We start from the raw sequence: 24,817 nt of genomic DNA on the forward strand, positions 1-24,817 counted from the left end.
AATGCTAAATCCTTACTTTAGTAAGGCTAATGAAAAAGACTACAATAATGCTACTGCCCAGAACAAACATCGAAAAAAAGTTAAATCTATTACGTGCCAAAAATGCTGACCTTTCTACCTGGAGACAGCAAGTCCAGAATATTTTTAATGCAGAAAAACAACACGAAGATCAAATCCATAAAAATCTAGATACGCTAACCAAAGAAACAAGTAATACTTTTGATTTTGACCAGCTAGAAACATCTAGAATTTATCATATTGATCAAATTAAAAAAATATGTATCGATTATCGCTTGCGATTTTTGGATTCTAAATATTTTAAAGGAAAATTACCTAATGAGGCCATTTTTGCGATTAAAGATTTAGAAAAAAAACATGAAACCGAACTTCGAGGTTTTAAAATTATCGCACCTTCTAAATTATTCAAGTTAGAAAATGCAGATGACCCCCTACTCTTTGCTCCTATGGGAAACGATTATTTTTATCTGGTTCATAAATGGGGCAACGATTTACATCCGTTACGCAAAATGATGATGTGGTTTTTTAAAAGTTTCGAAAACTTACTTATTCTTACTTTTTTAGTAAGTCTTTTACTTACTTTTATGGTTCCTAATGGAATGTTTAGTAAAACCAGTGATACTTCAACTTTTATCATGATTTTTTTCTTTATGTTTAAATCTGTAGCAGCCGTAGTATTGTTTTACGGATTTGCACTTGGTAAAAACTTTAATACAGCCATCTGGAATAGTAAATATTTTAATGCATAAAAATAATATCTATGTTCCCCGAAAGTGAATATGAAAGAGTATATACCGGTAGTTTAATTACTATTCAATTTTTGCAAAACATGTTACAAGATAGCGGTATCAATTCTGTCACAAGAGATGATATGAAATCAGGTATGATGGCAGGTTTTGGTGGCGGTATTCCTGATCACGTGCAACTTTTTGTAAAAAAAACAGATACACAAGAAGCATTACCTATTATCGAAAAAAGTTTATCTTAATCTTATGGATGAGAACCACAAATCACATCGCAAAAACTGGGATTTTATCATTGGTATAATGCTAGTGTTGTTTGGAGGTTTACGCCTTTATAATACCACACAAAATAGTTTCGAATGGGGTTATAAACCTATTTTTATTATTGCATTTATGCTTTATGGCGGATATCTTATTTTTCGTCATTTTCAGAATTCTTCTAAAAAGTAATATTAAAACAAAACCATCAAACCCATACATATTTTTGTAAGGTTTAATGGTATGTTATGGCAATTCAAATATGTATTGTGTTTTTTATGGTGTGATTTCAAATTCTACAAATTGATATCCTCCAAAAACACCAAATCCATTTTTACCTTCGATATTGGTAGGTGAAATGACTGGCTCTATAAAAGGATTATCTTCATTTTCTTTATTAAAAAACTCTGCTCTAAGCGAATCGTATAGTAACTTTTCATTATTCGCTACTCGAATAACTATTTTGGTAATTTCTGTATCTTCAGAAAGGAAAAAGAATCCATCAGCATTTACAACCGTATTTTCTCGATTAGTGTCTGTTACAAATTTATTAAATTCAAAATCTACAGATACATCTGTATCCCCTCCTCCAGGAAATCTACCTGTAACAACAGCACCTACAATATAATAATTACTTACATCTTTAATATCTTCTACAGTCAATTTCATTTCTCGATTTCCAAAAAAGTCATCTCTTGTTTCTAGTTTAATTTCTTGTTCTACCCTAGTTACTCGTTCTAATGGAATAGTACATGAGGATTTATACTCTTCACCCTCTGCCATTACTTTTAAGAAATACTTTTTGCCTGGCATAATTGGTAAATCGGTTGCAGGTGCTTCATAATTAGAGGTTGTTGCATTATAGGTTAGCATAACTTCATTATCAGTTTCATCTGTAATCGTAACTGTAGCATCTGTAATTAATAAACTAGAGGTATCTGTACTCGCTTTTGATCGTGATTTGGATACACGTATTTTTAATGTTGTGTCTTGTGGAGATAAAAATCCATTAATGACTACTAATTGTTCTTGGTTTAACAATCCACTAGCATCGACACTGGTCTCACAGCTTTGCAAAAATATGCTTACTAGTACAAGTGTTATATATTGAAAATATTTCATGATTAAACGTTTTCTAATTAAGCTAAGGTTATTTAAAATTTATAAGTGTAATTAAAGGCCGGTATAAATTGTAATATCGATACCTTTTTTAATTGTGAATTATCAAAATAGTAGAAAAAAGGATTCTTTCTTCCGTAGATATTATATACGGAGAAACCCCATGTACGCTCTCTGTTTTTAGCAAATTTCTTATGAAATTGCACTCCTAAATCTAATCGATGATAGCTCTCTCCTCTAAAATTATTTCTCTCTGTACTAAAAGCATTACCACCACCAAAAAGACTAGCTGTACTAACAGGAAAATTATCTGCGCTAGACACCGAGGTCTTATCTAAAAGATTAAAATTATTCCCGGTAGAATATATCCAAGTTCCTGATAAAGTAATACGATCGTGTGGCTTATATATCCCTACTAAAGATAAATCGTGTCTTCTATCGTATTTAGAAAAGAATTTTCTTCCTCTATTTAGTTCATCAAACTGTCGTTCTGACCACGACAATGTATATCCTAACCAACCTGTAAGCTTACCGGTTTTTTTTCGCAATAAAATTTCTGCACCATAAGCCCAACCTTGACCAGTGGTAATATTTTCTTCCCAATCGATCTCGTTTCCTGTTTCTAAATCTTCTAACAGCAAAAACGAAGCACCTTCTTTATACGAGATCACATCATCCATTTTTTTATAATATCCTTCAAAAGTAATTGCATAACCACTATCCAAAAAGTCTTTGGCTACTCCAAAAGCATACTGCTCTGACACCTGAGGTTTTAATCTGTCTGTGGACGATACCCAAAGATCTGTTGGCAATCCTATCCCAGAATTAGATAATAAATGAATATACTGATTCATCTTAGAGTATGAAGCTTTAACAGCTAAGTCAGGTTTCACATTCCATGAGATAGTAGCCCGTGGCTCTAAGTTAAGATAATCTGTAGATTTAAATTGAAAATGTGTTAATCGTAATCCTGGTGATAGACTTAATGTTTTTGTGATTTTCCAGTCATCTTCTGCATACAAAGCACTTTCTAAAGACTCTATATTTTGAGTAATATCTACTTTATCTTCTCCTGTCTGATTAATTTTTGATTGTTTTGGTTTAAAATTATGATAGGTAGACGCCAATCCAAAACGTATAGAGTGTGATGGACTTGGATAATAATCAAAATCAGCTTTGATACCATAATCATTAATACCAGAGCTGGTTTTTAAATCAAAAACTTCATCATTAAATTTTTCTTCTACTTTAATTCCAAAATTATAATTACTAAAAATAAGGGACGTATTAGAAAAGAACTTATCACTAAATTGATGATTCCAGCGTAATGTAGATGTTATATTCCCCCAACCTAATTTGGTTCTAAAATCATCACCTTCAAATTTATCAACTGCACTAAATTTATCTTGTCCAAAATAATTACTCCAATACAGTTTATTTTTTTCGTTAAACACGTGATGTATTTTAAAATTAAGATCCATGAAGTAATACCCTGCTCTAAAATCTGAAGGCTGAAAAGGTCTAGTAAGTACATCTGCGTAGGTACGTCTACCGCTAAAAATAAATGAAGTTTTACCTTTATTAATCGGTCCTTCTAGTAATAAAGAACTTGAAATTAGGCCGATATTTACCTTACCACTTAATCGTTCTTTATTACCATTTTTAGTATCTATTTTAAGTACCGAAGACAATCTCCCGCCAAACCGTGCCGGAAACCCGCCTTTATAGGTATCTATAGATTTTATTGCATCTCCGTTAAAAACAGAAAAAATACCAAATAAATGGTTTGAATTATATACAGGAGCCTCATCTAAGATAATCAAGTTTTGATCTGGTGTACCACCACGAACAAAGAATCCTGCGCTTCCCTCATTACCACGTTGAATACCTGGTAATAATTGTAAAGCTTTGATCACATCTTTTTCTCCTAAAATAGCCGGAATATCTTCAATTTCTGAAGGTTTAATAGATACAACACTCATCTGTGTGACCTGACTCTCATTGACCCCTCTATCCGAATTAATAATAACTTCATCAAGGCTTTCTGTTCCCAAACTCATATCAAAATTAAGAGAGGTATTTGCACTAAGGTCAATCACTTTTTTAATGGTATTATACCCTATAAATGAAATAATTAACTCATGTGTACCTTCTGGAATGGTTAGCGAATAAAAACCATAATCATTGGTGGTTGTTCCTACTCCTTTTTCAGGAATATAGATTGACACTGTAGGAAGAGATTCTTGACTACCACTCTCTTTAATATAGCCACTAATGGTATATTTTTTAGAGGCTTGTTTTGCTGTTTTTTCTTGACTATGCCCAGAGAAAAAGCATAGTAATAGTCCCAAAAAGACAAGTACTACTTGTTTTGTTTTCAATTTTTTTAGATTTATTGGTTATCTACTAGAGGTGTATGGTATGAGCTACTATATAGTGGTTGTTAAAGTACTATCCTTTGAAACCATAGGCGTTGTATTTTATAATAGTATGAGGTGTTTTCTGGATTCTGAGAAATCCAATTTTGAACAAGTTTTTCTTCATCTCTTGTTGCTCGACCTGAAAAAAAATTAATTAAAGCGTAATCCGGTTTAAATTGACTTTGCACATTCATAAGCGTTGTTAATTTTAAAAAATAAATAGCGTTTTATTTTTTGTTGTTAATCAAATTCATACAAAGGCAGTAATACATTTTAAAGATAATATCTAATAATTCATATCAATCTTCTTTGGTACGTTAAACTACCTATACGCCTAAAACAAAGAAATAGAAAAATACCCTACCTTTTTTTGTAAATAAATTAAACAGGCAAATCAGGTTATATGAAATCTATACTCAATAAGACGATAATTTTACCATCAAAAAAGACTTTTGTAGATTTAGAAAGTTGCAATTGATATTCTATTAATTATTTGAAAAGAAAATTTTACCGTAAAAAGATACACACTTATTTATCTGGTATTAAACTCATTGCATGCTCAGAAATAGCGGTTATAGAAAGTGAAGGATTTACCCCAGGATTAGCAGATATCATCGAACCGTCACAAATATACATATCTTGATATCCGAAAACTCTATTATTTTTATCGATAACACCATTAGACGTATCCGGTCCCATAACTGCTCCCCCTAGAATATGGGCTGTAGAAGGTATTCCTGCTAATGGTTCTAATGCAAATACTGTTTCTTTTCCTTTAATTAGTTTAGCATATCTTTTTGCTAAATCTAATGATTGCGGGATAAATGCTGATGGTTTTTTTCCATCTGCAATTTTGGTATTCATCATCCCAAAACTATTTCTAGTAAAGGTAAGCGTACTGTCTAGTGTTTGCATAAAAAGCAAAACTACCGTGCTTTTACCCCAATCTTTTACAGTGTATAATTTGATGTATGCCAAAGGGTGTTTCACAAAACTAGTTAACATTTTTACAACTCTAATTATACTGTTTTTACCATGAGTTAATGGCAAATGTGATAATCTCCAAAATCCAGAACCTTTGGCATAACGCACAATTTCTAAATGACTATTCTTATCTGTTTTTAAGATAGAACCAATTGCGATTCCTTGTGACAAGTTCTTTGTACCGTCCAGATTAGTTACACTAATTAAACTTTCGTTATTAGTTCGGATATCGTGCCCTAAACGATCCGAAATTTTCGGTAAGGACTTTTTCTTTAGCTTTAACAATAATTTTACGGTGCCTAACACTCCCCCAGAAAAAACAACCCCTTTTGTCTGAATCGTTTTTTTTACTTTAAAAAACGTTGTAGAAGATTTAAATTTTACTTCATATCCTTTCTTAGTCGGTAATACGTCAACCACTTCATGCTCTGCAAGAATTTCTGCTCCCAATTGTTGTGCCAAGTACAAATAATTTTTGTCTAATGTATTTTTTGCACCAAACCTACATCCAGTCATACATCCTCCGCAATAATTACAACCAGTACGATCGGGACCTTTTCCTTTAAAATAAGGATCAGGAACTGTAACATTAGGTGTACCAAAAAAAACTGCAACATCTGTCTCTTCAAAGTTCTTTTTGATATTCATTTCTTTTGCTAATTCATGAAGCGCATCGTCACCATCAAAAAGTTTTGGATTCTTTTGAGCCCCCAACATACGCAAAGCTGTATCATAATACGGTTGTAGTAAAGTTTGCCAATCTTCAAGATTTGACCAGCTACCCGAGGTAAAAAATTCTCTTTTAGGTACAGGTAATGTATTTGCATATACCAATGACCCTCCTCCGACTCCTGTTCCTGAGGCGACAACAACATGTTTAAAGAAAGTCATTTTCATGATCCCAAACCAATTAAGAAAAGGTATCCATAACCATTTTTTAAGATTCCAATTAGATTTAGGGAAATCTTTAGACGTATACCATTTTCCTTTTTCTATGACTAAAACCTTATATCCTTTTTCTGAAAGTCTAAGCGCACTAACAGAACCTCCAAAACCACTACCAATAATGATATAATCATATTCTTTCTCTACATTCATAACACTACTTTACTATTGGTTTTTGAGAAACAACAACGAAATAAAACAATTCTAATACTAGAGTCTTTGATATTAAAACTAGTCGTTATCGATTTTTATTTTCGTAATTCAACCCCATATATTCCAAAAGGAGTATAAAAAATAAGGCTATAGTTGGCAAAGCCACCTTTCCTCTATATTTTAGCAAAACTGCTCGATCTTTTATGTAAATAAAATCTAGCTTAACTATTTAAAATCGAACTATGAATTCAAATATAGTTTGATTTTGTTAATTTACCAAAAATGGGGAGAAAATCTATTGATAGAAACCGAAAGGAAAAAAATAAAAAAGTAGAACAATGGACATTGGCACTATTGCCAAAATTAAAAAACCAAGAGCTCGGAAGTTTAACTATGGACGATCTTGCCTTGTTAATGAACAAAAGTAAATCTACTATTTATCAATACTTTACTACTAAAGAAGAAATTTTTGAATACATCACACAAGTAAGAGTTGATAATTTAAACGTATATAAAACAGAAATTACTGGAGAAATCTTAAAGCTAGACTATCATTATGAAACCCTTGCTAAAATCCTTGCTGAAGGAGCTAAGGATATCTCATCATTTTATCTCAAAGAATTAAAACAACACTACCCTACTGCATGGAAAATCATTGAAGATTTTTTATCTGGTCTTCTGGAAGATTTAAAGCAACTTTACACTTATGGTATTCAAAGCGGTGTATTTAAATCGATATCGGTAGAATTACTTGCCAAACTAGATGAGTACTTTATTATGCAATTAATAACAGACGATACTTTTTTCGTACAAACACAAAAAACATTAGAAACAACCGTTAGAGATTATATGTTTTTAAAGTTCGAAGGGCTTATGAAATAAACAAACCTATAAACTTGATGTTTATAGGTTTGTCATTGTAAATTACACGAATAACTAATTATCTAATAATAATTCTGGAAGGTTGCGTAAGTACATTATCCCCAAAAACCTTAACCAAATAAATCCCAGACCTGAGATCATTTAATGCAAGTGCTTTTTTTGATGGACTTAACGTCCCTAAGTTTTGTGTATGTGCGAGTACACCATTTAAACCATATATTTCAATAACACTATTTTTAATTGGTGTTTTTGAAGAGATAAAAACATTTCCTGTAGAGACTGTTGGAAATAAACGAGGTCCATCTAGTCTATCTAATGTTACGATCTCTTCTTCGGCACTGCCTTGTTCTCCAGCATTAATCGATTTAATTGCCCAACCAAAAGAGCTAACTAATGGATCAGAGACTAATCTAAAACGTATGGCTATCACTTCTCCTTCATTAAAGAAATCTAATAAATTGATTGTTTGTTCTTTAAATAATTCATCATTGATTGAAGGTGTAGGTCCAGAATTGACAACATCTATCCATTCTGTAAAACGTTCTCCATCATAAGTATCTAATCGTTTCCAATCTAACAAGTCGCTGGATGCTTCAATTGCTACAAAATCAAAAAATCTACCTGGTCTTGGATCAAATTCGGTAATTGCAACATCTTCATATCTAAAATTAGCATTATCTGTAGAAACTATAATCGGGTGTTTTAATACTGCTCTATACTCTGAATTGTTCAAATAAGGGTGACCTGTATTATTAAGTACAGGCTGGCTTACTGTTTCATCAACAGTATTAACAACAAATTCTCCACCAAAAGAGTATACGTCTTCATCTTTAAATGTTTCGATAGACACTACTTCTTCTGCTGCTTTAAACTCGATAATATCAAATGCTTTTGAAGAAATTACTGTCGCATTTTGTTGACTATCTACAGCTTGTAACCCTACAGTATGTGGTCCTTCTGAAATATTTTCAATGGTATAAGAAAATGTTTCTCCTTGCACGATATTATCTGTTATTTGAGCTACTTCTACTCCATCTAAGTACACAACTATGGCTTGCACATCTGCATTGTTTTGAACATACGTAACTGTACCATTTTTGTTCTCTACAGAGCTTTGAGATACATTTACAATTGCAGGAGGACCAAAGTATGTAGGTGGTTCATAACCTTCTAGTTCGTCTAGTGTAGCTGTCCATACACCTCTTCCGTGGGTAGCCATTACAACTTCATTATTTACTATTTTCATTTGCCAAACAGAAAATGCAGGTAATCCGGCTAATAAAGACCAATTTTTACCTCCATCTAAAGTTTGAAAAACTCCGATATCGGTTCCTACCCAAATTCTATTTTCATCAAATGGCATTTCAACTAAACTATGAATAGCCACATCAGGAAAACCTCTATCCTCGCCTAAACTAAAGCCTGATATATCTTCCCAGGTTTGTCCTAAATCATTTGTTTTTAAAACTTTTGCAGCTCCTTGACCAGAAAACAGCGCGTATGCTCTATTTTCATTTGTAGGGGACGTTTCTAATCCTGCAATAAAGTAATTATGCCCAACACCATCTCTTGGATCTGAGAATGTAGTTACAGGTGTATATGTTTCTCCGTTATCTCCTGAAACATGTAGTGTAAAGCTACCAGTTTCTGTCATTGCATTTCCTGCCCATACTACATCTGGATTTGCAGTAGATACAGATACATCCAAAGCACTTGAAGCTCCAACAGAAAAGTTATTTGGTAATGGAGTTAACTCCCATGACTCTCCAAAATTAACTGATCGCCATATACCACTAATCGCCGGACTAAAAATAACATCAGGATTATTATTTGCATTTACTATTTTTGAATAAAATGGAGACGTTCCGTTTCCTGATTCTCCATGTCTGGCACTAAATCCTCGTCCATTTTCGAAACGAACAAAATTATTATATTGGGAACCACCAATATATTTTTGCGGATCATTATAGTTCCATAATACCTCAAAACCATCACCTCCTATTATAAATCGATAAGCAGTTTCATCATCTGCTCCTTGATCGGTCGCCGATATCCATGTTCCGTTATCTTGTGCTCCTGCCATATAGTCTTCTGATCCATTTTGCTTATCAGCACCATAAAACTGAGAACAATTAAGTCCTACCGCAGCTTGAGACCAATCATTAAAAGTTGTTCCAGGATCAGCAAGGTAATCGGTATGGTAGACCCCTCCATCGTTAGCCAAAATAAGCTTAAATCTTTTTTCTGCAGGTTGTGCTGTCCATGTTAAACCATGTTGATCTACATGAACATAATTATTTAGTTCGTTATTATATCCTGCAGCAATTGGTGTAAATGTATAATCTTGAGGTCTTCCTTTTGTTTTTTTGCCTCCTTTACTTAGCTCGACTCTATATACTACTACTCCACCTACATAGAATACATTTTCATTAAAAGGATGCGCCATAACAAGATTATCATACCATCCTTGACCTGTAACCAAGTTTCCTGCTGCTGGTTCTCCTTTAAATCCAAGAAGTGTAAATGTTTCACCTGCGTCATTTGTAACATACAAATCTGTATTTACAGCTGTAGTTGCAGCCGTAGCAGGAAAATCTCCTGAGGCGTTTCTATTTGGTGTGTATACTGAAATGAATACTTTATTTGGATTTGCAGGAGACACATCTAACTCAAAACGAGCATGCGCCGGATTATAATCATCCTTATTAAGTACTAAATCCCATGTTAAACCACCATCTACACTTTTTATAACCCCTACACTATTTACACCACCATATAAAGTATTAAAGTTTGTAGGGTCAAAATTTAAATCTTGAACGTTACCACCTGTGTAAGTATTTTGCCAAGTGTCACCTCCATCTGTAGTAACATAAATTCCGTTAGAGCTGGCTACAATTAGGTTATTTTCATCTGCAGGATTTAATGCAAGTCTACCTACTCCGCCGAAATCTTTTGTATTATTCAAATACTCCCAGCTACGTCCACCATTTGTAGTTTTAAGCACTCCTAATCCACCTATAGCATCGAGGTTACCAAAAGGTTCTCCAGTACCAACATATAGTGTTCTGGGATCACTTGGACTTACTGCTACGGTTGATGTAGATAAACTAGGCACTTTAAAATCTGTTAGATTTTCCCAGGTAATTCCAGCATCTTCGGTTACCCAAAGACCGCCACCTACAGTTCCTGCATACCATTTATCATTATCATCAGGAGCCACTACAATACCACGTATTCTACCTGGTACATTTACAGGACCTCTCTCTTTCCACTTAATAATACTAGAACTTTTAGATGTAAATCTATTTTTCATTGCTTTTTGATGCTCTGTCATCAAAAATCCATCTTTATACGTAGATTTCTCTGCTCCTATAGGTTTTAAAAGATCGGCTATGTATCCAGCCATGACCTCTATTCCCTTCTTTTTGGTATACTCTTTTTCTACCTTTTCTTTTTTGGTATTATCAACAACTTCTGAAGTTGTGATTTTTTGTTCTTTTTTTGTAGTGCAGGCAGAATAAATCACCAGCATCATAGCCAAAAGAAGTAGCTTCTTACAATAAAATTTGTGTGTCATAAGTTAGTAAATTTAATAGTTGTTATTTGTGTAATTTGACAATTGTTATTCTTGCTGGAGATTGATTAAGAAGGGCTTCTTCAGGGTTTTCTGAAGTTGGTTTTTGCTCCATTCCTACGTAGGCTATTAGTTTTAAAGACATCTTATCATTCCACTCTATTCTAGCGCCTCTAAAAGTGCCTTTCTTTATAACCTTTCTAGTCTTCACATCATACACCGTATATTCGAAATGTATTGCTGGATCCGCTCTTCTTATATTCTTTTTAAGATAGAGCTCCATTGACTTATCACTATTAAACTTTGATGTAATATTTTGGTTTGCCATTGGATTATTAGGCTGTGTGACTATTTTATTTTGAAGTGCGGTGTTTTTACCCGATTTGCATTGAGCAAATGAAAAAATGGTCAGACTCAGGAAAAAACTAACCGTAATTATTTTTGACAACATGATTAGTACTTTACTAGGTTAATTTAAAGTTTAATCTAAATGATTGTTGACTGTTATTATTTTATTTTGGAGAGGGTTTTAAGTAACTAGATTATACTTTTTATTACTATAATATCATTGTATAACTAGCTCTAAATTAGCTTTATTTTTAGAGAACTCAATACTTTCTAAACCTATTTAACAAAACAAAAACAATTGTTCTGTTTTTATCAATTTTTATATACCTAAAAAAAATAACGTCTACCTTGAGGTAAACGTTATTTTTTAATTTTTAAGAAGAAATACAATCTCTAATTAAATGCTATTATGCATTAACAGCATACATTTTTTCGCGTAGTTCTTTAACTTTAGGGTCGCTCATATACTCGTCAAAAGTTGTGTATCGATCTATTACTCCGTTCGGGGTTAATTCAATAACACGATTTCCTACAGTCTGAGCAAACTCATGATCATGAGTTGTAAACAACACCGTTCCTTTAAACTTTTTAAGAGAATTATTAAAAGCTGTAATCGACTCTAAATCTAAATGATTTGTAGGTTCATCCAGCATTACCACATTTGCTCTAGTCATCATCATCTTAGACAACATACAACGTACTTTTTCTCCTCCTGATAGTACATTCGATTTTTTCAAAGCTTCTTCTCCACTAAAAATCATTTTACCAAGAAAACCTCTAATAAAAACTTCTTCTCTTTCTTCTTCTGTAGTCGCCCATTGACGTAACCAATCAACGAGAGTTAAATCATTTTTAAAAAAGCTACTGTTGTCAGAAGGTAAATAAGATTGTGTTGTAGTTATACCCCACGAAAACTTACCTTCATCTGCTTTTTGATTATCATTTACTATTTGATAAAACGCTGTAGTAGCTCTGGAGTCCTTTGAAAATACGACTACTTTATCTCCTTTATTAAGATTTATATCAATCCCTTTAAAAAGAACTTCTCCTTCTACACTGGCTGCTAAATTTTCAACATTTAGAATTTGATCTCCAGCTTCTCTATCTCTTTCAAATATTATAGCAGGATAACGTCTGCTTGACGGTTTGATATCTTCAATATTTAGTTTTTCAATCATCTTCTTACGAGATGTAGCTTGTTTGGATTTTGCTACGTTTGCACTAAATCTTGCGATAAACTCTTGTAATTCTTTTTTCTTTTCTTCTGCTTTCTTGTTTTGTTGTGCTCTTTGTCTGGCTGCTAATTGAGAAGATTCATACCAAAACGTATAGTTACCACTATACTGGTTAATCTTACTAAAATCAATATCAGAAATATGAGTACAAACAGCATCTAAGAAGTGACGATCGTGAGATACTACTATTACCGTATTATCATAATTTGCCAAAAAATGTTCTAGCCAAGAAATAGTTTCATAATCAAGATCATTTGTAGGCTCATCCATTATCAAAACGTCTGGTTTTCCAAACAAACATTGTGCAATTAACACTCGTACACGTTGTTTAGTATCCAAGTCAGACATTTGTGTATAATGTAAATCTTCTTTGATACCTAGGTTAGATAACATTGTAGCAGCATCACTGTCGGCATTCCAACCATTCATTTCTTCAAATTGAACCTGAAGCTCTCCTATTTTCTCTGCATTTTCATCTGTATAATCAGCATATAACGCATCAATTTCTGTTTTGATCTTATATAAAGGCTTATTTCCCATTATAACAGCTTCTAAAACAGTATACTCATCATAAGCATAATGATTTTGTTCTAAAACAGACATTCTTTTTCCTGGTTCTAAGTGCACATGACCTGAAGTAGGTTCTAGCGCTCCGGATAATATTTTTAGGAAAGTAGATTTACCTGCACCATTGGCCCCGATAATACCATAGCAATTGCCTTGTGTAAAAGATGTATTTACTTCATCGAAAAGTATTCGTTTACCAAATTGAACCGAAAGATTTGAAACTGATAGCATGATAAGAAAATTGTAAAATTTGAATTTGCGGCAAAAGTAGAAAAATCGATCCACAACTAGAAACAATCTATCATTAATTTAATGGTGGGCAAACCTAACTTTTTATTCTGTAGAAATTATTCATGTATTAAGAATATCAATTCTAAATAATATGCTAATAATTAAAGAATTAACGTAGCATTAACAATTGTAAAACTCGTTTCCTTTTACTTTTGGAAAAATTGTAAGTTAATTATAGCTCCCAAAATGCGTTTTTCTTTAATATTATATCTTGCAAAGGTTTCTTTGATATCCTATTGCTTAAGTAGTTGTAGTTCTCCAGAAAAAAATGAGAGGAGTTACACTTATTTTGGCGGAGAAATTGTAAATCCAAATACTAATTATGTAATATTATCAAAAGATAACGGTCTAATTGACACCATTCCTTTAGATAAAAACAATAGGTTTTTACATAAAATTGAAAATCTAGAAGAAGGGCTTTATTTCTTTCAGCATAAGCCAGAAAATCAAATTGTTTTATTAGAAAAAGGTGATAGTATTTTAGTTCGTCTAAACACTATCGAATTTGATGAATCTCTTGTTTTTACTGGTGACGGGGCTAGAAAAAATAATTTCCTTGTAGAGATGTATTTACAAAATGAGATGGAACGTGAAAGATTAAAGAAATCTGAACTTCAATTAGCACCTTCTTATTTTCAAAAAAACCAGGACTCTTTACTTTCTTCTAAATTAAAAGCTTTTGATCAGTTTATAGATAAATATCATTTTACGCCTTTGGCAAAAAAAGTAGCTCAAGCATGTATTGTTTTTGATTATTATACAAGACATGAATTATATTTTCATAACAGATATGGTATTGGAGGCTTAGACGCGACAAAGGATCTACCTCGAACTTTTTTTAATTACAGAAATAGCATTAATTTTAATGATGAACAATTAAAACATTTGTTTTCTTACAATAGGTATCTTAATTACTACTTTACTAACTCTTCTCTTACCGAATATTCTAATAGCACTAAAATTACATATCGAGGACGCGTTGGAAATGTTACTCATAAATTAAATCTTATAGATAGCATAGTGCAACATCCTTATATAAAGGACAACTTATTACGACGGGTAACCACTAACTTTTTATTAAGAAGTAAAAACAATAAAGATTCGAATACAGTGCTGCGTCATTACTTATCTGTAAGTACTAATAAAGATTCACAACAAGAGTTAAGGAAACTTGCTCGATCTATTTCAAGACTGAGGCCTAATCGTTCTTTACCAGAGCAAGAACTTATTGCTTCAAACGGTGAAATCATAAAATTATCGTCCTTATTTAGCAAACCAATTACGGCTCTTTATTTTTGGTCGATGGATAGAAAGGATCATTATACAAGAGCTCATAAAAAAGCTTCTTATCTTAGTTCTTTATATCCAGATATTGATTTTATAGCTATAAACACAGATGATGAGCAAACAAAAAATTGGTTAAAAACTATTAAGCGTAATCATTATAACCTTGGTAAAGAATATGAATTTAAATATCCTAAGTGCTCTTCGCAAGAACTTGTAATTTTTAATAGAAATAAAGTGATTCTAGTAGATAATTACGGAAATATAATCAATTCAAATGCTAATTTATTTTCTTCTATTTTTGAAAAGCAATTGATAAAATATACCACCCGTTTATCTACTATTGAAGCCAAAAAAAGCTACGCTTCAAATAGAAAGTAGCTTTTTTAATGTTGGTATACTTAATAACCTCCAATAAGTAATAAGTAGTTATCTAATTAATTTCCTTTTTTATAATCAGCAAGGAATTTTGCTAATCCTATATCTGTAAGTGGATGTTTTAATAATCCTTCAATCGATGAAAGAGGACCAGTCATTACATCTGCGCCAATTTTTGCACAATCAATCACGTGCATTGTATGTCTTACTGAAGCTGCCAAAATCTGAGTATTAAACCCGTAATTATCGTAAATCAATCTAATTTCTGCTATAAGATTTAACCCATCTGTAGAAATATCGTCTAACCTTCCTATAAAAGGAGATACATAAGTAGCACCTGCTTTAGCTGCTAATAATGCTTGCCCGGCAGAAAAAACTAAAGTACAGTTAGTTTTGATTCCTTTATCACTAAAATACTTGATTGCTTTTACTCCATCTTTTATCATAGGAACTTTTACTATGATTTGATCATGAAGTTTTGCTAACTGCTCCCCTTCTTTAATAATTCCTTCATAATCCGTTGCAATAACTTCTGCACTTACATCACCTGTAACAATATCACAAATCTTCTTATAATGATTAATAATATTATCTGCACCAGTAATTCCTTCTTTTGCCATTAATGAAGGATTAGTTGTCACTCCATCAAGGACTCCTAAATCCTGCGCTTCTTTAATTTGATCAAGGTTAGCGGTATCAATAAAAAATTTCATGTTGTTGTGTTTAATTTAATAGTTTTCTAAAAGAATGCGAATATAAAAATATTCGTCTTGTATACACTCTTGGACTGTTAAATACTCTTTATTTTTTTTTGATTGTTAGTATTAACAACAATTTATATCATAATTTGTAATGATTCATTAATAATCGTTCATACATCGTATCTGGTAAAACACGTTTTAGAACTATAGAAAATTTTTGCATAAACGCACCTACTTTGTAATGCACTTTAGGTTTTTTAGCATATATAACTTTATAAACTACTTTTGCCATTTCTAAAGGATCATTTCCTAAATCCACATGATCATCCATCAATTTTAAGGTATCACCATATGGTTTTTCATATGGAGAGTCCTTAATTACCGGTGCATGATATCGACCAGCCGCTATATTCGTGGCAAAATCTCCCGGAGCAATATTTGTCATATCAATATTAAACTTTTTCAATTCCATACGCCATGCTTCTGTTGTAATTTCTAGTGCAGCTTTAGAAGCGCTATAAATTCCGCGATATGGCAATCCCATATATCCGGCAATTGAGGTAATATTTATGACTAAGCCCTTTTTATTCTCTCGCATTATAGGTAAAACAGCTTTAGTAACATTAATAGGTCCGAAATAATTTGTAGTAAAATTTTTCAAAATCTCGTTTTCTGGTATTTCTTCAATAGGCCCTGTAATGCCAGCACCAGCGTTATTAATTAAAACATCTAATCTACCATGTTTTTTAACAATGCTATCAACGGCTCCTTTAATGCTATCAACATCTGCTACATCTAATGATAATAACGGAAACATATTAAAATCGGAATATCTAGAAGGGTTACGACTTGTGCCGTAAACAATAAATCCTTTATCTACGAGATATGTACCTATTGATTTTCCTATTCCTGAAGAACCACCTGTAATTAAAACAACAGTAGAATTTTTGTCTATACTCATGGTGACAAATATACAACTAGGATTAAAAAACTGACAACTATAAAGAAGAAATGAAATTTATTTTTGTTAACAACAAGGCACAAAAAAAGGCAAGCTACCTACATCACACCGCTACAACCGTCTACCTTTGCTGCGTTCCCGCCCTGGAGGATTCAACAGGAGCTAGTTGTGTAGGACTTGCCGGGTGCAAAGATACGATCTTTAATAGATAAAACAATGATTTTTTAAACCCAATTAAAATAAATATCTTGGTCTAAAATTTAACCATTACAATGAACATCCGTAACTCATTCGTCGTCATTATATTAAGTTTATTCTTTTTTTCTTGTGGAAGTAATCAGAATAAGAAAAAAAAGTATTTTTCTATTCTTACAGAGAATAATCAAGTCATTTTTAAACTAGGCGAGACTGTAAAAGCGTCTATAAAAAATGCCCAAAACATAGAAATTGACTCGGTAACCTATCTGTTTAATGACAAAAAAGTAAAGTCGAAAGAAGGATTTACCTATACTGAAGAAATTGATACTGAAAAATTAGGTACTCATATTTTAAAAGCGCATGTATTTTATAAAGGAAAGATCGATACTATAACCAAAAAACTTACTTTCCTTAATAATAAATCTCCAAAACTATATACGTACAAGATCATAGCCGAATATCCGCACGACCCAAAAGCTTTTACACAAGGATTAGAATTTTCTGGAGATACATTATATGAAAGCACAGGAAAAAAAGGAGTCTCATCTTTAAGAAAAGTAAACTATAAAACAGGAGAAGTATTGGTGAAAAAAGATATCGATGCTTCTTACTTTGCAGAAGGTATCACTATTTTAAACGATAAAATTTTTCAACTTACCTGGCAATCAGAACTAGGTTTTATTTATGATCTTTCAACTCTCAAAAAGACTGGGGATTTTGCATTTAACAAAAGTAAAGAAGGATGGGGATTATGTAATGATGGAAATCGTATTTACAAAAGCGATGGCACAAAAAAAATATGGATTCTAGACGCTCAAACACTAGCAGAAAAAGAATACATTGAAGTTACAACGAATAAAGGTGTAAAATCAAGGTTTAATGAATTAGAATGGATTGAAGGTAAAATATACGCTAATACTTGGCAAAAAGATGGTATTGCAATTATTAACCCTAAAAATGGAGCTTTAGAAGCTGTTATTGATTTATCAGGATTACGAAAAAAAGTGAAAGAACATCAAGAGTTAGATGTTTTAAACGGTATAGCTTACAAACCAGAAACCAAACAACTGTTTGTGACTGGTAAAAATTGGGATAAACTTTTTGAAATCGAAATCATTAAATAATATCAAAATTCACATTTAAAAAAGAGGTTTTATTTTGTATTCTTAACTTATCGAAGGTTATTAGTTAAGCAAAAGCATAAAACAATGTATACTCATAACATCTGATTCTAAAACACACTATTTAAACCCTACCACTCTATCTTTTTGTTTCTCAACACAAGAAACTAAACTTTTATTATGCAACACTATAATAAGTATCTCGTTATTGTAATAGACAAATAATAAACCGTACCTTTGCGGCTTATTTTTAGCTATATGAACAAATTTGAAGAGTTAGGCCTAGGTGAAGCCATAATAAAGGCGGTGAATGATATGGGGTTTGAGACCCCAAGTGAGGTGCAAGAAAAGGCAATTCCTATTTTACTTGATCAAGATACAGATATTGTAGCTCTTGCGCAAACCGGAACGGGAAAAACAGCTGCTTTTGGTTTTCCATTAATTGAAAAAATAGATAGTAAAAGCAGAATCACACAAGGATTGATTTTATCTCCTACTCGTGAACTTTGTTTACAAATTACAAACGAACTTAAAAACTACTCTAAATTTGTTCCAGGACTTAATACTGTAGCTATTTATGGTGGTGCTAGCATTACTGATCAGGCTAAACAAATCAAACGTGGAGCCCAAATAGTAGTTGCTACTCCTGGTCGTATGCAAGATATGATCAATCGTAAATTGGTTGATATTAGTAATATCGGTTATTGTATTCTTGATGAAGCAGATGAAATGCTTAACATGGGATTTTATGAAGATATTAATGCTATTTTATCTCATACCCCAGATGATAAAAGTACTTGGTTATTTTCTGCCACAATGCCTAGAGAAGTATCTACAATAGCTAAACGTTTTATGCATGATCCTGTAGAAATTACAGTTGGTCATAAAAATACTGGATCTAAGAATGTATCTCACGAATATTATGTAGTTAACTCTAGAGATCGTTATGCTGCCTTAAAACGTCTTGCAGATGCAAATCCTGACATCTTCTCTGTTGTGTTTTGTAGAACGAAACGCGATACCCAAAAAGTTGCCGAGAATCTTATTGTAGATGGATATAATGCTGCAGCACTTCATGGTGATCTAAGTCAGAATCAGCGAGATCTGGTTATGAAAAGTTTTAGAAATCGTCAAATTCAAATGTTAGTTGCTACAGATGTTGCAGCAAGAGGAATTGATGTTGATGATGTAACTCATGTTATTAATTATCAATTACCTGACGAAATAGAAACATACACTCATAGAAGTGGAAGAACTGGACGTGCTGGTAAAAGCGGTGTTTCTATGGTAATTGTTTCTAAAAGTGAAATTAGAAAAATTAAATCTGTAGAACGTATTATAAAAAAGAGTTTCGAGAAAAAAGAAATTCCAAGTGGAGAAGAAATATGCCAAGTGCAACTATTTCACCTTGCAAGTGATATCGGTAAAGCAGAAATAAACCATGAAATTGATAGTTACCTTCCTTCTATAAATGAAGTTTTAGAAGAGTTTTCTAAAGAAGAGTTAATTAAAAAGTTCTTCTCTGTAGAATTTTCTCGTTTCCATAATTACTATAAAAAGTCTAGAGATTTAAATGTTGTTAATGACAGAGATAGAGAATCTAGAAGTGATGATGGAAGCACACGTTACTTTATAAATGTTGGAGAAAAAGATGGTTTTGATTGGATGACTCTTAAAGATTTTCTTAAAGAAACTCTAGGGTTAGGTCGCGATGCTTTAAGTCGTGTAGATGTCAAAGAAAATTTCTCTTTCTTTAATACAAGTTCAGAACAACAAGAGACTGTTCTTTCTGTTTTTGAAGATTTCAAGATGGATGGAAGGAAAGTAAACGTAGAAGTTTCTAAAGATTCTGGTAGACGTAGTGGTGGCGGAAGACGCCGTAGAGATAATGATGGCGGAGGCTACAAAGGAAAACGAAGAAGTGATGGATTTAAACCAAAAGGTAAAAAACGTTTTGGTAGCGATAGTCAAAGTGGTGATAATCAAAGAAGAGACAGAAGAAAACGCAGTGATCGAAGATAAATTTAATCACATTAACATAGTAATATGATTTTTGGCGTGATTTTTATGTTATCTTATATGTAATTGAACGTCCTATATTATATGAGAAAAATATTATTTTACATATTAGTTATTAGCAGCATAAGTTTTTATGCCCAGGAAGATACATCTGGAAATGTGTCAGGAAAAGTATTAAATGCCTCTACTGACAAGAAACTTGAAAATGTACACATCGTTAACTTAAGTCAAGTTATTGGTACTATAACTAACAATGATGGAGATTTTTCTATTCCAGCTAAAGTAAATGATACATTATATTTCTCATATATAGGCTACAAACCTTTGCGTGTTAGAGTTACTAACGACTGGATTAAATTTGGTGATGTAAAAATCAAAATGACAGAGTTAGGTATCGCTCTTGAAGAAGTCGTTGTTGCGGATGTTCAATTAACCGGTTATCTAGAAATAGACGCCAAAAGAATACCTATATATAACAATTACAGATATAGTATTTCTGGTCTAAATTCTGGATATGAAGGTGGTAGTAAACAGCCTAATGCGGTAAACAAGGTATTGGGTGCTATATTTAACCCTGCCGATTTTTTATATAATATATTCAGTAAAAGGTCTAAGGAACTTAGAAAACTTAGGAAAATGAAAAAAGATGATGAAATAAGAAATCTTCTTGAAACTAAGTTCGATCGTGAAACCCTTATGGCCCTATTACAAGTAGAACGTTTGGATATAGATGAAATCCTAAGAAACTGTAACTACTCTGTAGACTTCATTAAATTTGCCAATGATCTACAAATTTTAGATGCGATTAGCGAATGTTATGAGGAGTACAAAATTTTAGACAGAAAATAAACAAGTGTTATTTTGAGGAGTGCAATGCGATTCTGTTACCTTCAGAATCTATAAAATAAGCCATATAACCATGTTCTTCAGAAATAAGTTCCTTTTCTGATATTACTTTTCCGCCAGCCTCTGTAACCTTTCCTATTTCGTTTGCTACATCTTCACAAGAAAAATAAATTAAGATCCCATCAGTACTTGGTTTATAGTGATCGCCAGCATAGATTAAAGAACCTGTAGCTACTCCTGCTTCATTTTTATTCGGAAACCAACCCATTTGTAAACCTTCCATTTTATGTAACCCAATTTCTATATCAAAAACTTTCTCATAAAAACTTTTAGCTCTATTCATATCCATCACAGGAATTTCAAACCATGCAACCATTTGATTATGTTTTAAAGATTAGACAAAAACAATTTACTTAATATTTTTATATCATAAATACATATTAACCAACCACTAAATACTATAAGTTATTTAAACCTGAAATTTCATGAATTTTCTTCATGATATCTAGCTATAATTTGTTCATGACTTTTGATAATTTTCTTAGTCCATTCCATACGCTTTTGTAATTTTTCTGCATCAGACAATTGCCAATTGATTTCTGATTTCCTTAATAAAGATGTCACATGTTGAAGCACAATAGCAGCAGAAACAGAAATATTAAGGCTTTCGGTAAAACCAACCATTGGTATATGAAGTTTGACATCTGCAGCTTCAAGTACCGCATCACTAAGTCCTTGTAATTCTCTTCCAAAGAAAAAAACAGATGGCTTTGTGATATCAAATTCTGAAAGCACTACAGAGTCATCATGCGGAGTTGTTGCGACCACCTGATACCCTTTATCCTTTAAAGTCTTAAGGCATTCTTTTGTAGTTGGATATCTGTTAATATCTACCCATTTTTGAGCACCCATAGCAATTTCTCTATCAATTCTCTTAACATTAATCTCCTCTATCACATGAATGTTTTGGATTCCAAAAACATCGCAACTACGAATAACTGCGCTAGTATTATGCAATTGGTAAACATCTTCTACAGCCACTGTAAAATGGTTTGTACGCTTATTTAATACTTTACTATACAATCCAAGTCTACGTGGTGTTAAAAATGATTCTAAATATTCAAGAAGTTTTAAATCTGTCATAGTGCTAAAATAAACAAATAGCTACTATTTCAATAAACCTAAGTTATGGGAAATTTTAAGTTACAAGTCTTATATATTAGGTAAATAAAAAACTGCCCGAAAAACAGGCAGTTTTACCTAAATCTACATTGAATTAAAAAAAACACTCAAAAGATAATTTTATGTCATATACTATACTTGTAAATAAATGACATTTGATACTAGTTTTTAAAAAAACCCCCCGAAATTACCCCTAACACCGGGAGGTCTAAAGTAAACACATCGTCAAAATGCTTCTTTATAGCCTTTTTCTAAAAAGAAAACGGCCGTATATTTTCTTATTTTCATTCTTTTTAAGTAAAACCCCCCGAAATTACCCCTAACGCCGGGAGGTTTAAAGTAAACACATCGTCAAAATGCTTCTTTATAGCCTTTTTCTAAAAAGAAAAACAGCTGTATATTTTTATGAATTAGTAGTTTAAAAACCTCCTGAAATTACCCCTAAAAACAGGAGGTTTTAATGTAAACACATCGTCAAAATGCTTCTTTATATACGTTCTACTAATTTTTTTTATTTGTTTTTTTTATTAGTTAATCATATTCTAGTTTCAAATAACTTATTAGTTTAATAATGTTATAGAAAAATTAATTTGATCTATAGCTTGGTAACGTATTTTTGAAGTAAAAACTTAAAAACATCATTACATAATTATTAATCAACATGTTAAGATCAATCACACCCATACGACGAAATATTATCGATAACGGACTGATTAAAAAACTTGTTAAGAAATTGCTAAAAAACTTACGGCACGACCGTAAAAAAGCGGAAGAATTCCTATATTTCACATATATTAAAATGTGATAGAAATTAAAATCGTTTTCTTTAAAGTAAAGAGAGATTTTATCAAAATATAATTGACATCTTATATACACTATAAGTAATATCCCAAACATGATGGTTAATTTTTTTAAATTAATCGTTATTCAGACCCTGCTTTTGTTGGCTCGCCAAAGTTTCACAAATAGCGGGGTTGTTTTTAAAGCTCTTTTGATTCTTAAAAATAAGTAACAATAAGCTTTTTAATATTTTATTTTACCCTGATTAAGTACAATATAAAGTACTTTACCTTTCATATATTATAAGTTATTAATTATTGAAAACTTATAACCTACAATTCAATCATCATTTTATAAAAAATGACTCAAATTATCTACAATTAAGAATACAAATAATGGGGTGAGGAAAAACTATTTATATTCTAATCAATTATGACTTTATATTCTTAGTTAAAAACAATACTTAAATATAATCACAATTTGTTAGATCATCATATTTTGCAACCACATAATTACTATGGTTTTACCGTAAAAAAATGCAATAACCCATCAAGATGGCAGTTTTAAACATATTTCAGAAAGTAAAAATTCGTTTCAAAAACAAATAAACAACTGAAAAACAAATACTTATAAAAAAAGTTACAATTTTCATTGGTTTTGCAATATTCTAAAAATGTAGGATTTTTCTTCCTTATATCTTGCTAATTTATTGCTATAATGGTTGAATTTTACTTCTTTTTAATTTTAGAATTGTTATTTTTTTCAGATTATAATACACTTAATTAATTTAAAATAAGTCTACTACCCTACTAATCCTATAGTTATACATTTAGTATATTAATGTGATATCAATATACTTATACAAAATTGTTCTTCACTTGTATTATTAAGCATCTTTCTGGATTTCTACAGCGTGAGGATAAGGAATTTCTATTCCTGCCTTATCTAAAGCAATCTTACAATGTTCTGTAATTGCAAAATAAACATCCCAATAATCTTCTGGGGTACAATACGGTCTTATGGCAAGATCCACAGAACTCTCTCCTAAATTTAATACATTTATCGACGGAGCGGGATCCTTAAGAACTTTATCATTTGATGTTAGTACTTCTAATAATACTTCTTTTGCTTGTTTAATATCCTCGTCATAGCCTATTCCTATAACAATATCTACTCGCATCTTGCCTTCTGCCGTATAATTAATAATATTTCCATTAGCCAATGTTCCATTGGGTATTATTGCAAGTTTATTTTCAGGAGTGATTAATTTGGTAGTAAAAATCTCAATTTCTTTAACTGCCCCCAGTACACCTTGAGCTTCTATTAGATCACCTATTTTATAAGGTCTGAATATCATAATGAGTACTCCACCCGCAAAATTTGATAAAGATCCTTGCAGTGCTAAACCTACGGCCAAACCCGCAGCAGCTATTACAGCAGCAAATGTAGTCACATCAACTCCTAATCTAGAGATAACTATTATGATGAGAAATATTTTTAACGCCCATGAAATAAGGTTTAAAAGAAATCTTTGCAAGGATTCGTCATATTTACTCTTAGACATTACTCCCCCTATCGTTTTAATCAATTTTTTGATCAACCAAGAACCAATTATAAATATCAGTATTGCGGTAATCAATTTGGGCCCAAATTCTTTAGCAAGTTCAATACCGTAATTAAACCATTCTTCTGCTTTTTCCATTAGTAAAAATTATCTAGTGATTAAATTGAAATTATTTTAATATTTCTTGTTGTAATAAAATGACTATTATTGTTTTTATCATTTCAAGTTATAAAAACCATCTTTTCA

The 24,817-nt window shown here is 31.9% G+C and carries 20 protein-coding genes and 1 other RNA gene; 8 read left to right on the forward strand and 13 right to left on the reverse strand.

Annotated features, from left to right (window positions below; genetic code table 11):
• The first annotated feature begins 29 nt into the window (after positions 1-29).
• From AWE51_RS07615 to AWE51_RS07625, 3 genes are read left to right on the forward strand one after another with little or no spacing between them, the layout of a single operon-like run.
• Positions 30-767 (forward strand): hypothetical protein, encoded by a 738-nt coding sequence (locus AWE51_RS07615; RefSeq protein WP_232517358.1) that lies wholly within the window; start codon positions 30-32, stop codon positions 765-767.
• A gap of 11 nt (positions 768-778) precedes the next feature.
• Positions 779-1,006: a putative signal transducing protein gene (locus AWE51_RS07620; protein WP_066311788.1), complete on the forward strand. Its 228-nt coding sequence runs from the start codon at positions 779-781 to the stop codon at positions 1,004-1,006.
• A 4-nt stretch (positions 1,007-1,010) separates the two neighbouring features.
• Positions 1,011-1,211: a hypothetical protein gene (locus AWE51_RS07625; protein ID WP_066311790.1), complete on the forward strand. Its 201-nt coding sequence runs from the start codon at positions 1,011-1,013 to the stop codon at positions 1,209-1,211.
• An 84-nt stretch (positions 1,212-1,295) separates the two neighbouring features.
• On the opposite strand, the gene AWE51_RS07630 is transcribed toward AWE51_RS07625, so the two are convergent.
• The 4 genes from AWE51_RS07630 to AWE51_RS07640 all read right to left on the reverse strand — a co-directional run bounded on the left by AWE51_RS07630 (position 1,296) and on the right by AWE51_RS07640 (position 6,640).
• Entirely contained in the window at positions 1,296-2,141 is an 846-nt protein-coding gene (locus tag AWE51_RS07630) for a DUF4249 domain-containing protein (protein WP_066311793.1), read from the reverse strand.
• Positions 2,142-2,173: 32 nt separating this feature from the next.
• Positions 2,174-4,519, reverse strand: a complete 2,346-nt coding sequence (locus tag AWE51_RS07635; protein WP_082832355.1) for a TonB-dependent receptor — start codon at positions 4,517-4,519, stop codon at positions 2,174-2,176.
• 62 nt (positions 4,520-4,581) lie between these two features.
• Positions 4,582-4,752 carry a hypothetical protein gene (locus AWE51_RS26410; RefSeq protein ID WP_157766038.1) on the reverse strand — a complete coding sequence of 57 codons (171 nt, stop codon included), beginning with the start codon at positions 4,750-4,752 and terminating at the stop codon, positions 4,582-4,584.
• Between the two features lie 334 nt (positions 4,753-5,086).
• The gene (locus AWE51_RS07640; RefSeq protein WP_066311795.1) at positions 5,087-6,640 is read right to left on the reverse strand and encodes a GMC oxidoreductase; all 1,554 of its coding nucleotides are present in this window, start codon (positions 6,638-6,640) and stop codon (positions 5,087-5,089) included.
• Positions 6,641-6,922: 282 nt separating this feature from the next.
• On the opposite strand from AWE51_RS07640, the gene AWE51_RS07645 reads away from it, so the two are divergent.
• Complete coding sequence (locus tag AWE51_RS07645; protein ID WP_066311796.1) at positions 6,923-7,522, forward strand: TetR/AcrR family transcriptional regulator; 600 nt, start codon at positions 6,923-6,925, stop codon at positions 7,520-7,522.
• 58 nt (positions 7,523-7,580) lie between these two features.
• On the opposite strand, the gene AWE51_RS07650 is transcribed toward AWE51_RS07645, so the two are convergent.
• The 3 genes from AWE51_RS07650 to AWE51_RS07660 all read right to left on the reverse strand — a co-directional run bounded on the left by AWE51_RS07650 (position 7,581) and on the right by AWE51_RS07660 (position 13,477).
• Positions 7,581-11,099 carry a hypothetical protein gene (locus AWE51_RS07650; protein WP_066311798.1) on the reverse strand — a complete coding sequence of 1,173 codons (3,519 nt, stop codon included), beginning with the start codon at positions 11,097-11,099 and terminating at the stop codon, positions 7,581-7,583.
• A 22-nt stretch (positions 11,100-11,121) separates the two neighbouring features.
• Positions 11,122-11,547, reverse strand: a complete 426-nt coding sequence (locus AWE51_RS07655; RefSeq protein WP_066311800.1) for a hypothetical protein — start codon at positions 11,545-11,547, stop codon at positions 11,122-11,124.
• Between the two features lie 304 nt (positions 11,548-11,851).
• A complete protein-coding gene (locus AWE51_RS07660; protein WP_066311802.1) occupies positions 11,852-13,477 on the reverse strand; it encodes an ABC-F family ATP-binding cassette domain-containing protein in 1,626 nt (541 codons plus the stop codon).
• A gap of 246 nt (positions 13,478-13,723) precedes the next feature.
• On the opposite strand from AWE51_RS07660, the gene AWE51_RS07665 reads away from it, so the two are divergent.
• On the forward strand, positions 13,724-15,202 hold the full coding sequence (locus AWE51_RS07665) for a hypothetical protein (protein WP_066311803.1): 1,479 nt from the start codon (positions 13,724-13,726) through the stop codon (positions 15,200-15,202).
• A gap of 56 nt (positions 15,203-15,258) precedes the next feature.
• On the opposite strand, the gene fsa is transcribed toward AWE51_RS07665, so the two are convergent.
• The 3 genes from fsa to ffs form a co-directional block, all read right to left on the reverse strand.
• Positions 15,259-15,912, reverse strand: a complete 654-nt coding sequence (gene fsa / locus AWE51_RS07670) for a fructose-6-phosphate aldolase (protein ID WP_066311804.1) — start codon at positions 15,910-15,912, stop codon at positions 15,259-15,261.
• Positions 15,913-16,039: 127 nt separating this feature from the next.
• Positions 16,040-16,861 carry an SDR family oxidoreductase gene (locus AWE51_RS07675; protein WP_066311806.1) on the reverse strand — a complete coding sequence of 274 codons (822 nt, stop codon included), beginning with the start codon at positions 16,859-16,861 and terminating at the stop codon, positions 16,040-16,042.
• A gap of 84 nt (positions 16,862-16,945) precedes the next feature.
• Positions 16,946-17,044: signal recognition particle sRNA small type (gene ffs, locus AWE51_RS07680), an RNA gene on the reverse strand.
• Between the two features lie 89 nt (positions 17,045-17,133).
• Between ffs and AWE51_RS07685 the strand changes: the two genes are divergently transcribed.
• From AWE51_RS07685 to AWE51_RS07695, 3 genes are all read left to right on the forward strand, one after another.
• Positions 17,134-18,183 carry a glutaminyl-peptide cyclotransferase gene (locus AWE51_RS07685; RefSeq protein ID WP_066311809.1) on the forward strand — a complete coding sequence of 350 codons (1,050 nt, stop codon included), beginning with the start codon at positions 17,134-17,136 and terminating at the stop codon, positions 18,181-18,183.
• 255 nt (positions 18,184-18,438) lie between these two features.
• On the forward strand, positions 18,439-20,202 hold the full coding sequence (locus AWE51_RS07690) for a DEAD/DEAH box helicase (RefSeq protein WP_066311811.1): 1,764 nt from the start codon (positions 18,439-18,441) through the stop codon (positions 20,200-20,202).
• Positions 20,203-20,283: 81 nt separating this feature from the next.
• Complete coding sequence (locus tag AWE51_RS07695) at positions 20,284-21,048, forward strand: carboxypeptidase-like regulatory domain-containing protein (RefSeq protein ID WP_066311814.1); 765 nt, start codon at positions 20,284-20,286, stop codon at positions 21,046-21,048.
• Positions 21,049-21,055: 7 nt separating this feature from the next.
• On the opposite strand, the gene AWE51_RS07700 is transcribed toward AWE51_RS07695, so the two are convergent.
• From AWE51_RS07700 to AWE51_RS07710, 3 genes are all read right to left on the reverse strand, one after another.
• Positions 21,056-21,421, reverse strand: a complete 366-nt coding sequence (locus tag AWE51_RS07700) for a VOC family protein (RefSeq protein ID WP_066311817.1) — start codon at positions 21,419-21,421, stop codon at positions 21,056-21,058.
• 107 nt (positions 21,422-21,528) lie between these two features.
• Positions 21,529-22,188, reverse strand: coding sequence for a TrmH family RNA methyltransferase (locus tag AWE51_RS07705; protein ID WP_066311818.1), 660 nt, complete (start codon positions 22,186-22,188; stop codon positions 21,529-21,531).
• A gap of 1,705 nt (positions 22,189-23,893) precedes the next feature.
• Positions 23,894-24,709: a mechanosensitive ion channel family protein gene (locus AWE51_RS07710; protein ID WP_066311819.1), complete on the reverse strand. Its 816-nt coding sequence runs from the start codon at positions 24,707-24,709 to the stop codon at positions 23,894-23,896.
• Positions 24,710-24,817: the final 108 nt, after the last annotated feature.

The organism is Aquimarina aggregata (assembly GCF_001632745.1).
In the GTDB taxonomy this organism is placed as follows: Bacteria; Bacteroidota; Bacteroidia; order Flavobacteriales; family Flavobacteriaceae; genus Aquimarina; species Aquimarina aggregata.

Bases quoted from the DNA above. Each gene is read 5' to 3' on its own strand.
- AWE51_RS07615 (WP_232517358.1), top strand. From the start codon at position 30: ATGAAAAAGACTACAATAATGCTACTGCCCAGAACAAACATCGAAAAA.
- AWE51_RS07620 (WP_066311788.1), top strand. From the start codon at position 779: ATGTTCCCCGAAAGTGAATATGAAAGAGTATATACCGGTAGTTTAATT.
- AWE51_RS07625 (WP_066311790.1), top strand. From the start codon at position 1,011: ATGGATGAGAACCACAAATCACATCGCAAAAACTGGGATTTTATCATT.
- AWE51_RS07630 (WP_066311793.1), bottom strand. From the start codon at position 2,141: ATGAAATATTTTCAATATATAACACTTGTACTAGTAAGCATATTTTTG.
- AWE51_RS26410 (WP_157766038.1), bottom strand. From the start codon at position 4,752: ATGAATGTGCAAAGTCAATTTAAACCGGATTACGCTTTAATTAATTTT.
- AWE51_RS07640 (WP_066311795.1), bottom strand. From the start codon at position 6,640: ATGAATGTAGAGAAAGAATATGATTATATCATTATTGGTAGTGGTTTT.
- AWE51_RS07645 (WP_066311796.1), top strand. From the start codon at position 6,923: ATGGGGAGAAAATCTATTGATAGAAACCGAAAGGAAAAAAATAAAAAA.
- AWE51_RS07650 (WP_066311798.1), bottom strand. From the start codon at position 11,099: ATGACACACAAATTTTATTGTAAGAAGCTACTTCTTTTGGCTATGATG.
- AWE51_RS07655 (WP_066311800.1), bottom strand. From the start codon at position 11,547: ATGTTGTCAAAAATAATTACGGTTAGTTTTTTCCTGAGTCTGACCATT.
- AWE51_RS07660 (WP_066311802.1), bottom strand. From the start codon at position 13,477: ATGCTATCAGTTTCAAATCTTTCGGTTCAATTTGGTAAACGAATACTT.
- AWE51_RS07665 (WP_066311803.1), top strand. From the start codon at position 13,724: ATGCGTTTTTCTTTAATATTATATCTTGCAAAGGTTTCTTTGATATCC.
- fsa (WP_066311804.1), bottom strand. From the start codon at position 15,912: ATGAAATTTTTTATTGATACCGCTAACCTTGATCAAATTAAAGAAGCG.
- AWE51_RS07675 (WP_066311806.1), bottom strand. From the start codon at position 16,861: ATGAGTATAGACAAAAATTCTACTGTTGTTTTAATTACAGGTGGTTCT.
- AWE51_RS07685 (WP_066311809.1), top strand. From the start codon at position 17,134: ATGAACATCCGTAACTCATTCGTCGTCATTATATTAAGTTTATTCTTT.
- AWE51_RS07690 (WP_066311811.1), top strand. From the start codon at position 18,439: ATGAACAAATTTGAAGAGTTAGGCCTAGGTGAAGCCATAATAAAGGCG.
- AWE51_RS07695 (WP_066311814.1), top strand. From the start codon at position 20,284: ATGAGAAAAATATTATTTTACATATTAGTTATTAGCAGCATAAGTTTT.
- AWE51_RS07700 (WP_066311817.1), bottom strand. From the start codon at position 21,421: ATGGTTGCATGGTTTGAAATTCCTGTGATGGATATGAATAGAGCTAAA.
- AWE51_RS07705 (WP_066311818.1), bottom strand. From the start codon at position 22,188: ATGACAGATTTAAAACTTCTTGAATATTTAGAATCATTTTTAACACCA.
- AWE51_RS07710 (WP_066311819.1), bottom strand. From the start codon at position 24,709: ATGGAAAAAGCAGAAGAATGGTTTAATTACGGTATTGAACTTGCTAAA.